This is a genomic window from Ktedonobacterales bacterium (assembly GCA_036557285.1).
GTDB lineage: Bacteria > Chloroflexota > Ktedonobacteria > Ktedonobacterales > DATBGS01 > DATBHW01.
Genome location: DATBHW010000022.1, coordinates 28863 through 44210 on the forward strand (window position 1 = coordinate 28863; position 15348 = coordinate 44210).

12 protein-coding genes are annotated in these 15348 nt (G+C 59.9%); 6 read left to right on the top strand and 6 right to left on the bottom strand.

Annotation, left to right across the window (positions count from 1 at the left end):
- Positions 1-40 precede the first annotated feature (40 nt).
- From VH599_07635 to VH599_07645, 3 genes are read left to right on the top strand one after another with little or no spacing between them, the layout of a single operon-like run.
- Positions 41-1720: a DEAD/DEAH box helicase family protein gene (locus VH599_07635; GenBank protein HEY7348179.1), complete on the top strand. Its 1680-nt coding sequence runs from the start codon at positions 41-43 to the stop codon at positions 1718-1720.
- Positions 1721-1755: 35 nt separating this feature from the next.
- The gene (locus VH599_07640; GenBank protein HEY7348180.1) at positions 1756-2724 is read left to right on the top strand and encodes an SMP-30/gluconolactonase/LRE family protein; all 969 of its coding nucleotides are present in this window, start codon (positions 1756-1758) and stop codon (positions 2722-2724) included.
- Between the two features lie 41 nt (positions 2725-2765).
- On the top strand, positions 2766-4061 hold the full coding sequence (locus VH599_07645; protein HEY7348181.1) for a DUF790 family protein: 1296 nt from the start codon (positions 2766-2768) through the stop codon (positions 4059-4061).
- Here VH599_07645 and rimM read toward each other — a convergent pair.
- The 3 genes from rimM to rpsP form a co-directional block, all read right to left on the bottom strand.
- Positions 4058-4678, bottom strand: coding sequence for a ribosome maturation factor RimM (gene rimM, locus VH599_07650; GenBank protein ID HEY7348182.1), 621 nt, complete (start codon positions 4676-4678; stop codon positions 4058-4060). The two genes, VH599_07645 and rimM, sit on opposite strands and share 4 nt — an antisense overlap.
- Positions 4650-4904, bottom strand: a complete 255-nt coding sequence (locus VH599_07655; GenBank protein HEY7348183.1) for a KH domain-containing protein — start codon at positions 4902-4904, stop codon at positions 4650-4652. The genes rimM and VH599_07655 overlap by 29 nt, the downstream gene beginning before the upstream one ends.
- Before the next feature lie 67 nt (positions 4905-4971).
- Positions 4972-5244, bottom strand: a complete 273-nt coding sequence (gene rpsP / locus VH599_07660) for a 30S ribosomal protein S16 (protein HEY7348184.1) — start codon at positions 5242-5244, stop codon at positions 4972-4974.
- 295 nt (positions 5245-5539) lie between these two features.
- Between rpsP and VH599_07665 the strand changes: the two genes are divergently transcribed.
- Positions 5540-7240: a hypothetical protein gene (locus VH599_07665; GenBank protein ID HEY7348185.1), complete on the top strand. Its 1701-nt coding sequence runs from the start codon at positions 5540-5542 to the stop codon at positions 7238-7240.
- 305 nt (positions 7241-7545) lie between these two features.
- Positions 7546-8631, top strand: coding sequence for an isocitrate/isopropylmalate dehydrogenase family protein (locus VH599_07670; GenBank protein ID HEY7348186.1), 1086 nt, complete (start codon positions 7546-7548; stop codon positions 8629-8631).
- A gap of 15 nt (positions 8632-8646) precedes the next feature.
- Here VH599_07670 and gmk read toward each other — a convergent pair whose 3' ends face one another.
- The gene (gene gmk, locus VH599_07675) at positions 8647-9258 is read right to left on the bottom strand and encodes a guanylate kinase (protein HEY7348187.1); all 612 of its coding nucleotides are present in this window, start codon (positions 9256-9258) and stop codon (positions 8647-8649) included.
- A gap of 52 nt (positions 9259-9310) precedes the next feature.
- On the opposite strand from gmk, the gene VH599_07680 reads away from it, so the two are divergent.
- A complete protein-coding gene (locus tag VH599_07680) occupies positions 9311-11188 on the top strand; it encodes an NFACT RNA binding domain-containing protein (protein HEY7348188.1) in 1878 nt (625 codons plus the stop codon).
- Between the two features lie 6 nt (positions 11189-11194).
- Here VH599_07680 and VH599_07685 read toward each other — a convergent pair whose 3' ends face one another.
- Both VH599_07685 and VH599_07690 read right to left on the bottom strand, forming a co-directional pair.
- Positions 11195-12562, bottom strand: a complete 1368-nt coding sequence (locus tag VH599_07685) for a PKD domain-containing protein (GenBank protein HEY7348189.1) — start codon at positions 12560-12562, stop codon at positions 11195-11197.
- Between the two features lie 251 nt (positions 12563-12813).
- Complete coding sequence (locus VH599_07690; protein ID HEY7348190.1) at positions 12814-15306, bottom strand: mannose-1-phosphate guanyltransferase; 2493 nt, start codon at positions 15304-15306, stop codon at positions 12814-12816.
- Positions 15307-15348 lie beyond the last annotated feature (42 nt).

Below are 15348 nucleotides of genomic sequence, written 5' to 3' on the forward strand. Positions count from 1 at the left end.
AGAAACCAATAGGCTTGCTTGAATAGCGCAGAATGTTCGCATGGACCAGACAACATCTGAACGGCTTGCTTCCCTGCCATCTGCTCCACCCGTCGATCAGCCGGTGCGCCTGCGCTTCGAGCGTGGCACGCTGCTGATCGAAGGTCTCCCCACACCTGCTGACAAACATCCTGGCGGGAGACCAGCCTGGCTTCCGGCAAGCTGCGTCTTTGATGGCCGCGTTGGCGCGTATCGCGCGTTTGCCTACCACTATCGTGAGGTCGTGCTGGCGCTGCGCCGGGCAGATATACCGCTGTTCGATCAGGCGCCGCTCTACGCGCCAACTTCATTTCGTCTGGTCGCCGCTCCTGAGCGTCCCTATGCCCATCAGACCGAGGCGCTCAAAGCCTGGAAGCAGAGCGGGATGCGCGGTGTGGTAGTGTTGCCGACGGGCGCGGGCAAGACGCATGTGGGGGCGCTGGCGCTGGCGGCTGCCGGACGTCCGGCAATCGTCCTGGTCTATACACGCGAACTCCTGCGCCAGTGGCACTCAGTCCTGACGGCGACCTTTGCTCTGCCAGTCGGGATCATGGGCGATGGTCTGCTGGACGCCGATCACGATCTGGTTGTAGCGACGTATGATTCGGCCTTTCGTCACTTCGACCATTGGGGCAACCGCTGGGGGCTGGTCATTTTTGATGAGTGCCACCGGCTGTCGGCCAGTACCTATACGCAGGCTGCGCAGTTTTTGCTGGCGCCCCTGCGCCTGGGCCTGTCAGCGACACCGGAGGGCAGCGATGGAGAACTGCCGCCCAGCCTGACGGAAGTGGTCGGGTCAATTGTTTATCGCCGGACGGCTGATGAATTGCAGGGCGATACCCTGGCCCCCTATGAGATTCGGCGGATTGCGGTTGATCTGACGGATGAGGAGCGTGTGCGCTACGAGGAACTGACGGTAGAACGCGACGCCTTTTTAAGAGGGCGCGGCATCAAGCTGGGCGCTCCGGGCGGCTGGGAGATGTTCTTGCGGGCCAGCGCGGGCAGCGCCGAGGGACGCCGGGCACTGCTGGCGCATCACGAGCGTCGCTTGCTGGCTCGCGGCGCTGAGACAAAGCTGGCGGTGCTGGCGGAACTGCTCCAACAGCATCCGCGCGAGCAGGTGTTGGTTTTCACCGATGATACCGCGACGGCGTATGAGGCTTCGGCCCGCTTTCTCTTGCCGGTCATCACTCATGAGACGCCTGCCCGCGAGCGGACCGAGTGGATGACGCTGTTTCGCACCGGCAAGCTGCGGGCGCTGGTAGCTTCGCATGTGTTGGATGAGGGGATTGATGTGCCTGCCGCTGCTGTGGGCATCTTGCTATCGGGGAGCGGCTCGGTGCGTGAGGCGGTGCAGCGGTTGGGGCGGATTCTGCGCCGCAGCCCTGAAAAGCGCCAGGCAGTGTTGTATGAAGTCGTGGCGCGGCAGACCAGCGAGGAAGGGACGGCGCGGCGGCGCGGGCGTAATCCGGCGTATCAGGCCGGGCATAAACGCACAGGCCATGAACCACCTGACGAGGGGAAGGTGAAGCCCTTCAAGGGCCGCCGACGCTGGGACCAGCTTGGCATTGATGTCCGCCGCTCAAAAAAGGTTGCCGAGTCGGGCGTGTCTTACGAAACGGACATCTGGAGTCTGGACGGACAGCCGACAACAGCAGATCCTGAACCAGAACCACAGCAGAAAGAACCGGAGTCGGAGTAAGAGAGCTATCTTTAGCAGCGCAGAAAGGGCAAACGATGAGTACCGTCCCGATCAAGGAATTTCGCGTCGAACTCAGTGATCTCACTTTTACGGGTCATGATCTGGTTCGCCCGGAGTCAGTGCTGGCTCAGCCCAACGGCACGCTCTGGGTGTCGGATGGGCGCGGCGGCGTGACGCGCATCGCTCCCAGCGGAGAGCAGCAGTTTTTTGGCGGGCTAGGCGGTGAGCCGAATGGGTTGGCGATGGCAGATGATGGCTCGCTCTTGATCGCCAACATTGGTACGGGTACCATCCAAAAACTGTATCCCGATGGCCGGACCGAAGAGTTTTTGACGGAGATTGATGGCGTTCCGGTGACGTGCGCCAACTATGTGTTCCTCGATAGCAAAAACCGGCTGTGGATGGCTTTCTCCACGCGCGAATCCCACTGGTGGCCTGCCGCCGCCAGCCCGCGACCCGATGGCTACATCGCGCTGCTCGATGAGAAGGGGCCGCGCATCGTGCGCGATGATATTTTCTTTACCAACGAGATTCGCCTCGATGCCAGCGAAGCATACCTCTATGTGGCCGAGACGATGAAAAACCATATCATCCGCTTCCGCGTGCAGCCAGATGGCAGCCTGACGGATAAAGAGATCGTTGGCCCGCCGAGTCTGGGCCTTGGCGCGGCGGTAGATGGCTTCGCCTTTGACCAGGATGGCAATATCTGGGTGACGACGGTGCTGCGCAATGGCGTCGGGATTATCACGCCCGACGGCGATTATCATGTGGTCTTCGAGGAGGCGAACGAGCCGCTGCTGTCCAGCTTCGAGGACAAAGTTGCCGCCGGGGAGGCCAGTCCGGCGGATATGGCGGCCACCGTTGGGCAGACGCTGCAACTGGTGACGAGCGTCAACTTCGGCGGCCCCGACCTGCGAACCGTCTATGTCGGTTCGCTGGCGCTGAGCCAACTACCGACCTTTCGCTCTCCCGTTCCGGGGTTGCCCATGCGTCACTGGAAGTAGGGCGCTGGCCTTTCATGTAGCCTGTAGAAAGAACGGGCAGTATGCTGACCTCTGATCTCGTGCTGGCAAAGCGTGAGGGCGATCATGTATCGCCCTTTCGATTGGACCCGGAAGACCAGGCCAATGTACGGCTGGCGGAGGCGCTGATCGAACTTTTCACCCGGCACGTTGGACAGCCGCGCGAAGTCCTGAACGCGGCGCTGGCCGATTTTGTGGGCGTCTCGCCAGCCTTCCGCATCCCACGCGGATTGGTCAAGCTGCTTGGAGATGAGCGCGCCGAGTTTGCGCCGCCGCCAACGCCGCTGCCATCGTTGGAACTGCGGCGGCGCGTCTTCCTCGCTGCGGCTGAGCAGCATCCGCTGAGCCTGGCGCCCAGCATGCTGACGCCAATAACGGCGCTGGATATTCATGCTGAAGTGGCAGCCGCGCTCTCGGCTGAACTGGAGCGCGACGTGCAGGCAGAGGAGATTGCCGCCGGACTCTTCGCTGACCGGCGCGATCAGCAGCGCCTGCTTTCGTTCGATGCGCCGACCCCCCGCTGGCTGCTGGAACGCTACAATCTGGCGCAGGCGCAGGGAACGCTCTATCGCTGCATCCGCATGCAGTTGGTGGCTGAGCGCAATATCCCGGCGCGCTATCAACAGCTTTTCCGGTTGATCAAGTTTCACCGGCTGATTCACCAGATTACCGGCGACCCTGATCGTGGCTACGAGATCGAACTGGATGGTCCGGCCAGCGTGCTGCACTGCACCACGCGCTACGGCCTGGATATGGCCGTCTTTCTGCCCGCGCTGCTGTGGTGTACGAAGTGGCGCATGAAGGCCGAACTCCAGGAGCCGGGCGGCAAAACGCGCTGGCTGGCGCTGTCCAGCGCCACGACGACGCTGGTTTCGCACTACAAAGATCAGCCGCTCTATGATTCGGCGCTGGAGCGCACGTTTGCGGAGCGTTTTGAGCGGTTGGATAGCCCCTGGCGGCTTGAGCGCGAGACAGAAATTATTCACCTGGGACAGATGGTGCTGATCCCTGATTTTCGCTTCCGGCATCGAGAGGATAGGCGCACGGCGCTGCTGGAGATTGTCGGCTACTGGCGGCCAGAGTATCTGCGGCGCAAGTTTGCCAAACTGGCGGCGGCAGGGCGCAGCGATCTGATCGTGGCGCTGAACGCAGAACTGCATGTGGGCGCGCGCGAGCGTGAGCGGCTGGATGCGCTGCCTGGGCCGGTCGTCTTCTTTAAGCAGGCGCTGGACCCCAAGGCGGTACTGGAAGCGTTAGAACAGATTCCCGCCGCTTCAGCCACTGTGGGAGACGTTTCCGACGATAGTTCTGGTGATTAGCGGGCTTCCTCGAAGCGATCATCGAAGAGGCCAGGAATGGGGGTGATGACGATGACCCCTGCCGCAATATCTACGCGCCTGACCATTTCCTTGACCGCAGGTACCAGCACTTCCCGCCCGGTGCCTGCTTCGCGCACGACATAGACATCATTGGCTCCGGTTGTCAGGATGTCAGTAATCACGCCCAACTGCTGGCCGCTGAGGGACTCGACACGCAGGCCGATCAGGTCGTGAATATAGTATTGGTCTGCCGGAAGCGTGGGGAGGTGCGCGAGTGGAATGCTAATCACCTGGCCGATGAGCGCTTCGGCGGCGTTGGCGCTGTCAATGCCAGCCAGACGCAGCAAGACCATATTTTCCTTGTAGGGGCTGGCTTTGCTGATGCGGCGGCGCTGATGCTCAGGGCCGAGGTAGACCTCGCGTAGCTGGTTGAAGCGATTCGGGATGTCGGTCTGGGGAAGCACCTTCACGTCGCCGCGCAGGCCAAAAAGGGCCACAATGCGCCCGATTGTGACCCATTCTTCGCTTGCTTCCTCTGCCTCTGCTGGCTCCTGGCGCTGGCGTCGGTGTCCGGCAGCAGGCGCGGGTTCAGGGGGCGTGGAGGGGTGGCCGCTCATCAATCTCAAGCGATGTATGTTTGCCCTGCTTGGCGCCAGCGGAGCGCAGCAGGCTGCGCATGGCTTTGGCGACACGTCCCTGGCGGCCAATGACCTTGCCGAAGTCTTCTTGCGCGACGCGCAGTTCAAGCGCCAGCACCGCGCGGTCATTGCGAACTTCGCGCACCTGGACGGCTTCGGGGTGATCAACCAATGATCGGGCAATGTATTCGATCAGCTTACGCATGGTCTTGAAGCTTTCTGCTCTGGGCCAGGCCGAGGCTCTGGCCCTCTGAAGAACCGGAGCGCATCATTTATGCCCTGGCGCTCTTTTTCTGCTGGAACTTGGCGTTAATACCAGTGCGTTCAAGGAGCGAGCGAACAGAATCTGTCGGCTGTGCGCCAACCGACAGCCATTTCAGTGCTTTCTCTTCATCAATAACAATCGTTGATGGCTCGGTGCGCGGATTATACCAACCAATATTTTCAACGATGCGGCCATCGCGCGGCGAGCGTGCATCAGCCACGACCACTCGATACGATGGAGCCTTCTTCATGCCAGTGCGCATGAGGCGGATTTTCACCATATACCCTTCACCTCCTCTCCTCAGATTGAGCGATCTATCGAAATAGACGCGGTCTCAGAGTTGCTTTCCCGAATCAGGCAATGCCCTGGTAGGATAGCACGCCGCCGCTGCGCTGTCAATGTTGATCTGTGGCTGATCTTTTCACATTCTTACTCGATGAGCTACAATCTGCACCAGCAGGCGCCCTATGCGCCCTAAACTATCACATACCCGCCGTTACAAATGCGCGCCTGAGACTCCATCCGTTCCCAGGCACAGGACAATCCAGTGCGAGCCGCTGCATAGAAGGGGTACTATGAACAATACCGCTCTCTTCAAGGGGCTGACCATCCCAGGTCTCCCTGATCTGGAGCAGGTCAACAGACTGAACACAGGCATGCGCCGCTGCTTATTCGTGTATAGTCTCCTGGCCTCTCTGGTATCGGGCATGGTTGGATGCTTTACCCTTTGGACGTGGAAGGAGACGGGCCAATGGCAGGGCTACTGGAACGTTGAGTCGTTGCTCATCCTCCTGATGTTGGGCTTCATCCCCGCAACGCTTATCCTCTCCGGTCTTGCCCCTTTCCACAAGCGCGCCACATTGCGGGAGGAGATAACAAGAGCACTGGCTTTGCGCCAGGCAGCGCGGGCTGGGGAAGAGGCTATTGCCCCTTTGGTAGCGCCGCAGCCAACGCTCCTGGAAAGCGGAGACCTCCCCACCAGTCCTACCCGCCTGGGTCCGCTTCGCAGACTGAAAGAGATGATGCAGGCCAGCCCTCTCTCCGCTGAGATCGCCATCGACGGTGGCGCCCCCACCGTATTTCTGGTGATCTTTGCCCTTGCTGCTCTCAACCAACTTCTGCTCGTGGACCTTCTCACTCTTATGCTCGTGCCTCTTGCTATTGGTGGGTTTCTGATTGCCTGGACACGGCAGCGGGTGCTCAAGAAGATCACGATCACGGTGGATGAGCAAGGGCTACAATGGAAGCCGCTGCACTGGCGCGGTCCTCGCCGCACGAGGTATCTGGCCTGGCAGGACGCTCGCGCCTTTTATACCTTCGACTACGAGCGGCGGTCTTCGCTCTTCTGGCAGGACTGGCGCATCTTTGTCCTCGATGCGCCAGAGGCCACGCTCGCTTGGGGCGTGGTCGTGCCTCCCAGGTTTGCACAACAGGTAAGGTCCGCCGAGCAAATCGCCCATGAACGTCTGGTGCGCCTGATCGTGACGCGCACCGGACTCCCGCTGCGAACGCTTTCAGCAGCGGCTGAGGAACGCGCCAGGAACCCAATCGAGCGTATAGCCGACCAATTCAGCAGGCAAGTTATCACGGCTGAGACGGCGCGCGCCACGCTGGCTGATCTCAACGAACGGCCACCTCAGCGCCTCTCTGGATGGTTACGCCGCTGGTCTCTCGCCATTCCCCCACTGGCGCTGCTGGCCCTGCTTCCTTTTGCAGCCTGGGGCGTCCAGGCATATCGCTCACACCAGTACGCCTCCTTGCTCGCGCAGGCGCGCTCCCACCGGCCCCTCTACTATGCCGCTGTCATCGCTCCAGACAGCTTCCATGAGCGGATTGGCCTGTCTGGTCAGCTTGCGAGCGACATCCCCCTCGAAGCCACGACCCCTGCCGTGTATGGGGACGCAGCCGTGGAAGTCACCGCGCGTTTCCCGAATGGCGAGCGGTATGCTGACTTCGGGCTGATCCTGCATACAGATTTCTCTGCCAGGGCACAGGTGGTATTCAGGATCGATCTGGATGGCTATTGCGCGCTGGGACCAAACGACGCCGATCCAGGTATTTTGATACGCACCGATACCCCGGATACCAGGCCAGGCGCGCCCAATCGCCTGACGGTGTTGATGCGAGGCAACCAGTATATCTGCTATGTCAATGACACGTTCGTAGCTGTCTATCACGCAACTACTCCAGGCGTCGGCCACGTTGGGGTCTTTGTGGGGGACGGATATGTTCTCGATTTGGCGAATTTCAGCGACTTCACGGTCTATCCGCTGTAAATGGTCGCTTCATCTTTTCGCTTCCCTTGTGTCTATCTGGGCGATCAGGGCTTTTCGCCATTGAGGGCGCATGGCTTGCCAGCGATCACTCGCTGCATGCGCGTAATTGGCGAGACGCAACGCAAAGAGGATTATGCTATAATCCCTCAGTGATACACTCTGAGCATGGCGGCTCCGTTCTTGTTGACCGTTCCGCCGTCGCCCAATGGTGTGACGACGGGCGCGTGAGATCGCGTTACCGAGCCTATCAGCCCAGTAGCAGCGCCCGCCCTAGTAAACGCTTTGATTTTCATAGGGAGGATTGGATGCCGTACGATGTAACGCTCATCCCCGGCGATGGCACCGGGCCGGAAATTACCGAGGCCACCCGGCGCGTGTTGGAGGCTACAGGGGTTCAGTTTACCTGGCATGTGCATCAGGCCGGGCTGGAAGTCTTTGAGAAGCAAGGCACTGTGCTGCCAGATGAGGTGATCGCTTCAATTAAGAAGACCAAGGTCGGGCTGAAGGGGCCGATCACCACGCCAGTTGGTAAGGGCTTTCGCAGCGCCAATGTGGCCCTGCGTAAGAGCCTGGACCTGTATGCTAACCTGCGTCCGGCGAAGTCCTATCAGGGGCTGCGTTCGCGCTATGAGAACGTTGATCTCATCATTGTGCGCGAAAACACCGAGGATCTGTACGCCGGCATTGAGTATCAAAAAGGCTCGCCAGAGATGGCTGAACTGCTCGCATTTATCGAGCGCACGACCAAGGCGCATTTGAGCGAGGAGTCGGCCATCAGCATCAAGTTCATCTCGGTGCCTGCCAGCCGCCGCATTGTGAAGTTTGCCTTTGACTATGCCCGCGCCAATAATCGCAGGAAGGTGACGGCAGTCCATAAGGCCAACATTATGAAGTTCTCGGATGGTCTCTTCCTGTCCGTTGCGCAGGAGGTGGCGAAGGATTATCCCGACATCCAGTTTGAGGACCGGATCGTGGATAATATGTGCATGCAGCTTGTGCAGAAGCCGGAACTCTATGATGTGGTGGTGCTGCCCAATCTCTATGGTGATATTCTTTCGGACCTTTCGGCTGGGCTGATTGGCGGCCTGGGTGTGGCCCCCGGCGCAAATATCGGGATTGATTACGCGGTCTTTGAGCCGGTGCATGGCAGCGCACCCAAGTATGCTGGGCAGAACAAAGTCAATCCGATGGCGATGATGTTCTCCGGTGTGCTGATGCTGCGCTATCTGGGCGAGAAGGATGCTGCCAATCGCCTGGAGGCCGCGATGGCCGGGGTCATTGCCGAGGGCAAATCTGTTACCTATGACCTGAAGCCGCGCCCGGATGATTCTACCGCTGTGGGAACATCGCAGGTGGCCGATGCGGTTATTGCCCGAATGAAGGCTCAGTGACCTGAATCGGCAGGGCTATACCTGCGTGTGGCGCAAATGGACGCGACAATGCTCGGCGGTGATGATGGCTTTGACCTTCTCTACCGCTTCGTCGAGATGCCCCTGGCGATTTACCACGCGGTAATCGTACCATTCCTGCTGGGCCAGTTCATACGAGGCGTCGGACAGACGCCGGGCGCGCTCGGCTTCTGTCTCGCTCCGGCGGGAATGCAAACGGTGCTGTAACTCGCTGATCGTTTGGGGGGTCAGGAAGATAAAAATAGCCTGGGGGACTTTCTTGCGCACCGTAGCTGCCCCCTGGACATCAATCTTGAGGAGAACATCTTCGCCAGCCGCCAGCCATTTGCGCACAGGTCGGCGCGGCACGCCGTACCAATTGCCATGCACCTCCGCATGCTCTAACAGTTCATCATGTGCCAGCATGCGGTCATATTCATCCCGCGACACAAAAGAGTAATGAACGCCGTCAATCTCGCCACGTCGTGGGGGGCGAGTGGTCACGGTGACGATAACATGGATGGGCAGCCCCTGCTCCCTCAAGCGGCGAATGACGGTATCTTTCCCTGTTCCAGAGGGGGCCGAGAGAACAAAAAGCAGGCCAGGGGTAACTTCAGGCTGGCTGGTCATCAATCCTTCTCCGTGAGCGTGTGCTATCCTTCAGCGGTGAGGTCAGAATACCATGTATGTTGATGCTTTGACGCTCTATGCAATAGCCGATGAGCTTCAGACGCTTATTAATGGCGCGCGCGTTGAAGATGTGATTCAGCCGACACCCCATTCTATCGCCATTCAATGCTGGACAGGCTCGCGCAGTCCCTGGCTCTCTCTCTCTGCTCATCCCCAGCTTGCCCGGCTGCATCTGACCTCTGAAAAGCCGAGAAAGCTTGTGACAGACCCTCCGCCGTTTGTCATGCTCCTGCGCAAACACCTGGAAGGCTGTCGCGTTGAGGCTGTGCAGCAGCCGCGCTGGGAGCGGCTGGTTGAGATTGGTTTCGGTCGTCGCTCAAGCGCGGGCCAGCACGAGGCTCCATCGTCTCTAGTGTGGCTTATTATAGAAGTTATGGGACGATTAAGCAACATCCTTCTGCGCGACGCGTCCGGTGTTATCCTGGGCAGCCTGAAACAGATCGGGCCAGAGGTGAATCGCTATCGGGTGATTGCGCCGCATGAGCCGTATAAGTATCCCCCTCCGCAGCAGCGTCTGCTCAACGGCCAGCGCGTACCCCGTTTAGACCCTGGATCATTGACCGGCGCTGCTCTGCGGCTGGGGGCCGAGGGCGGCAGCAAGAATCCTGGAGACGCGGCCCCGCGTCTCTGGCAGGTCTTGACGGAGCAGGTGATGGGCTTCAGCCCGCTGCTGGCGCGCGAGGTGGTCTATCGAACGCTGGGAGCGAGCGAAGCGCCTGCGCAGGCCGATATTCCCTGGGAGCGCGTTGCCGAGCAGGCCCGTGATCTGGCCGCGTTGATGGAGAGCCGCCAGTGGCAGCCAGTAGTAGTCGAAAGACCTGATACCCACGCGCCAGCGGCGTTTGCTGTCTATGATTTGCGACAATACAGCGGCTGGCCGCGCCGTTCTTTTGCGCGCGTCAACGATCTGCTTGATAACTGGTATCGCGGCGCGGAATGGCGCGATGCGTTGCAGAGCGCGAAAGCCGATGTGGCGCGGGCGTTACAGACCCATCGAGATCGCTGTCTGCGCAAAGCGGAACTTCTCAAACATGATCTGGCGGAGACGCAGGCGGGCGAGCGTTTGCGCCTGGAAGGGGAGGCGCTGCTGGCGTTTGGGCAGCAGCTTGCACCAGGGCAGACCAGCCTGGTGATCGAGAATCCCTTCGATCCGAGCGACACGCCTGAAATGATGACGATTGCCCTGGACCCGCGCGCCAGCGGAGTGGAGAACGCAAACCAGCGTTTTGCTCGCTATCACAAGCTGCGCCGCGCCGGTCAGCAGATTCCTGAGCAGATTGTGCGCAACCGGGTGGAACTGGCGCAGTTGGAGCAGTTTGGCGCCGACTTGCTGCTGGCGGAAACTCCGGCGGAGGTTGCCCAAGTGCGGGCCGAAGTGGCAGCGGCAGGCTATCTGCGCGGCAAACGCGAGCGTCAGACAGGTAATCAGAAGGGGGGCAAGGGCAAGGGTGGCAAAGGCGCTAAAGGTCAAAAGGGGAGCAGGCAGGATAGCGCGAGCGCGGCGCTGCGGCGGCAATCGGGGGATGGCTTTCTGCTGCTGGTGGGCAAGAACAGCCGCCAGAATGAGGAAGTGACCTTCCGCGAGGCAGGCGGCAATGACCTGTGGCTGCACGCTCGCGGCGTGCCGGGGGCGCATGTCATTATTAAATCGGGTGGGCGCGAGGTGCCTCGTCGGACGTTGGAAGAAGCTGCCCGCCTCGCGGCCTACTATAGCCAGGCGCGCGGGAACACCACTGTGCCGGTTGACTATACCCAGCAGCGTTATGTCCGCCATATGAAGGGCGGCGGCCCAGGAATGGTGATCTATGAGCGCGAACGCACCCTCTCCGTCCCTCCAGTTGAGGAAAAGACGCCAGACGCGCATGGCTGATGACCCTCAGTCTCTGAGGAATCGGTCGGGGCTGTCCCCATCCTGGTCAGGCATGGGCCGCTCGCTCCGTTGGGCTGGCGCCGTCATGGATGGGCGCGGGTCTGGCGATGGCCGACCCGGTTGTGGTCGTCGGCCAGTTGGGGGCTTTCTTCCGGCGGCCCTTTGCCGCTGGGCCGCGCCTCGCCCGGCAGTTCTGCGCCCCTGAACGGCTGGCGCTGGCCGCCGTCGCCAGATCGCCGTGATGAACAGACCCCCAATCGCCAGCACGATCAACAGTCCCAACCCGATGAGGGTAAAGGAAACCGATGACCCCTTGCCGGTTTCGTTGCTCTGTGCCGTCTGAATGGTCAGGACGGCTGTTGCCGTTCCAGGTATGTCTTGCAGGTCAATGGCCTGGACCTGCATATGATATTGTCCCACTTTAGCATAACTGTGGGTGGTGGTACCGGCGGTGGTTGTTTGTTTTGGCGTCTGGTCGCCAAAGTCCCAGATATACTTTGTAATCGCATCACCAGCGTTCACCTGCACCTGCGATGCGTCAAAGGCAATCGTCTGCCCAGGCCGGGCTGTGGTGGTTGAGACTTGAAGGTGTACCTGGGGGATCGAGACCGCGACGGTAACAGGTACGACGGCGGTGCTTTCCGCGCTGCGGCTGTCGGTGACGATCAGCGTGACCAGCGCCCGGCCAGGGATCGTGAAGGCGTGGGTTACACGCGGCCCCAGACCGTCTGGCGTGGCGTCTCCAAAGTTCCATTCATAGGAGAGCGTTGAGCCGACCAGTGCTTTTGAGCCGCTGGCATCGAAGGTGACGGTATCGTTGATCGCTACCAGCGATTTATCTGCGGTGGCTTTGGCAATGGGTGGCGTGCTGAAGGGTTGAGCAAGCACCGTGATGGTGGCGCTGTCGAAATCCACCCAACTCTTGGTCACGCTGTCATAGGTGGTGACGCGAATCGCAAAGGCGCCAGCGCGTTGAAAGGTATGCTTTGGCTCTGCGCCAGAGGCGAAAGAGCTTCCATCGCCAAAATCCCAGCGGAATTGGATGCTGCTTTTCGTTGGAGCGTTGGGTACGCTTGAGAGGTCTTCGGTGAAGGCGATGCTTTGGGCGCGGTAATAAGCCCCAGGAAAGAAGCCAACCGGCTGGTTCGGGTCGGAGCCTGGGGTGATTGGTGTCGGGATGGCTGGATCAGTATTGGCGATCATCGTAGGCGTGTTTGCCAGGCCGCAGGCGCGCGCGAGCGGCGTATTTCCGAGAAGCATCGGCGCGCCCAATGCCAGCGTCAGGGCCAGGATGCTGGAAATGCTCAGAATGAGAGCTATGGAGAGGAGCGGCGCAAATAGCCGCCGCCATGCCGGATAGACCTGCTCAGGCATGAGCGCCACCTCCGTTGATATAAACAGTTTCTACGCCTGCCGCGCCCGTCAGCGCAGTAAGCCTGGAAACCGATTCGCCGAAATACTCCTCTGTGTATAACGAAGGGCGCGGCTGTTGGCATCACACACAGGACTTCAGGGCTGCTCTCTCTGCCTGAAAACAAACAGGAGGGCGAGCGCGTGCGGGAAGAGGGCCGCACGCGCTCGCCCTCCTGTTTGTCAGGCGCGCTGTGGCTTGCGGATGGTATTACTCAATGTTGTAAGCCGCTGACTACCCGCGCGTATTTGTCTGCCAGGGCTTGAGCGGAATCGCGCGAGCGCGACTCGGCCAGAACGTGGAAGAGAGGCCGATCAGCGTCGGGCAAGACCAGTACCCATTCTTCGCCCAGGTCGATCTTGATGCCATCAATGGGCTTCTGGCGGCGCTCTCGATATTGTTCGCTCAGGATACGCATCACCCGGCCCTTGTATTCCCAGGGGCAGGCGACTTTGGTGCGAATCAGATAATAGGGCGGCAGGTCATCTACGACCTCGGAGAGCTTGACATCATAGGTTGCCAGCAGTTCCAGTATTTTGGCGACAGCCAGCATGCCGTCAAAAGCCGGTTGCAGAGCCGGAATGACAAAGCCGCCATCACCGTCGCCAACCAGCACCACGTTATCCCGCGCTGCGGCGCTCATCAGGGCGTGCGACATGACTTTAGTAGGCAATAGCTGCCCGCCGTTGCGCTGGGCCACCTGCTCGATGGCGCTGGGCACTGTCACCGGGGCAGAGACGATGCCCCCCTGCTCTGATCGGGTCATCAGATCGGTAAAGGAGGCCAGCAGCCTGCCGCCGTCCAACACGCGCCCGCGATTATCAACGACATAGATGCGCTCGCCGCCGGTATCCAGTCGCACGCCCAGATCGGCATTGAGCGTGGAGGTGATCGAGGCCAGGACGGTCATATCGCGCTCAAACTCTTCGGCTGTGCGCGAGAACTTGGCCTCGTCGCGGCTGGAGTTGAGAGCGATCACGTCGCAGCCCAGCGTGTTGAAAATGGGTGGCAGCACCAGCACGCTGCTGCCATGCCCGTAATCAACGACAATACGATAGCCACGCTTTTGGGTGGTCTCGGCATTGACGACATTGAGGAAGCCGGTTGTGTAGCGTTTGATGACCTCTGGCGCGTATTGGATGATGCCAATATCATCCAGATAGACGCGGCGGAAATCCTCGCGGAAAAAGAGATTCTCGATCTTGCGCTCGGTGGGCTTGTTAATATCCAGCCCATGCTGGTCGAAGAATTTGATGTCCAGTACACGCGGGTCGTAAGGCGAGAGGCGAATATGCACACCGCCCGCCGCGTTGGTGGTGCGCACGTAATAGCGCGCGACTGGCACCGGCACTGATTCCAGGTCGTTTACGTGGCAGCCCGCTGAGGGTAAGCCAGAGATGACCGCACGCTTGATCATGCGCGGCGTGCGATGGGCGTCGCGGTTCACGCAGACCCAGGAACCCTTGGGCAAAATCGCGCCGTAGGCTGCGCCGAGCTTGGCGGCGAACTCCGGCGTAATGTCAACGTTCACCAGGCCGGTGACGCCATAGCGCCCGAAGAGGCCGCGCCGCCCCTGCGAACCCCAGATCACGCTCGACGTGACGACGGCCCCGGTTTCAATCTCTTTGTTCGGCCAGATTTTGACGCCTGGCTGAATGATCGAGCTTTCCTGAATGACCGAGTTATCCCCGACAACCGCCCCCTCAAACATCACTGCCTTGCTCTTGACGCTGGTGGATGAGCCAACGATGGCCCCGCGCAATTCAGCCCGCTCGCCAACATAGGAATTGTTCCAGACGATGCTGCGGTCCACCTGAGCGCGGTCATCTATGATGCTGTAATGCCCAATGCTGCTGGGGCCGTGAATGATGACGCCGCTTTTGATCTTGCAGTCGTGGCCCAGGAAAAGCGGGCCATAAAGCTGCGCATCCGGCGCAATTTCGACGCCTTCTTCGGCCCAGATACCGCCCCCCAGGTCTTTACCTGGAATCTGGACCTGCACCTGTCCCTGCAAGACATCGCCGTTGGCTTTCATGTACTCGCCCAGATTGCCAACATCGCACCAGTAGCCCTGTGCAATATAGCCATAGAGGGGATCGCCATTCTTCAGCATCAGAGGGAAAAGTTCCTGGCTGAAGTCGAAGGGCTTGCCTTTCTCGAAATACGAGAAAATCTTGGGGTCCAGCACATAGACGCCCGTATTGATGGTATCGCTGAAGACTTCGCCCCAGCTTGGCTTCTCCAGAAACTGCGTGATGTGTCCTTCATCATTGGTGATGATGACGCCATATTCAAGCGGATTGGAGACATGCGCCAGGGTCAGCGTTGCCAGCGCCTTCTTCTCAAGGTGGTAGTCAATAATATCAGTGAGGTTGAAGTCCGTCAGCGCATCGCCGCTGATGACGATGAACGGCTCGTCGAGCAGTTCTTCGGCATTTTTGACGCTGCCCGCTGTACCCAGAGGCACTTCTTCACGCGAGTAAGCGATATTCATGCCGAACTGAGAGCCGTCCCCAAAATAATCTTCAATATTGTTCGCCAGATATTGGACCGTGACGACCACATCCGTAATGCCGTGTGCTTTCAGCAGATGGAGAATATGCTCCATTACTGGCCTGCCCACAATCGGCACCATTGGCTTGGGCCTTGCCACGGTTAACGGGCGCAGGCGAGATCCCTCGCCGCCGGCCATCACGACCGCTTTCATCGCGCTTCCTCCTTTGGACATAGTGAACCTATGGACATGGTA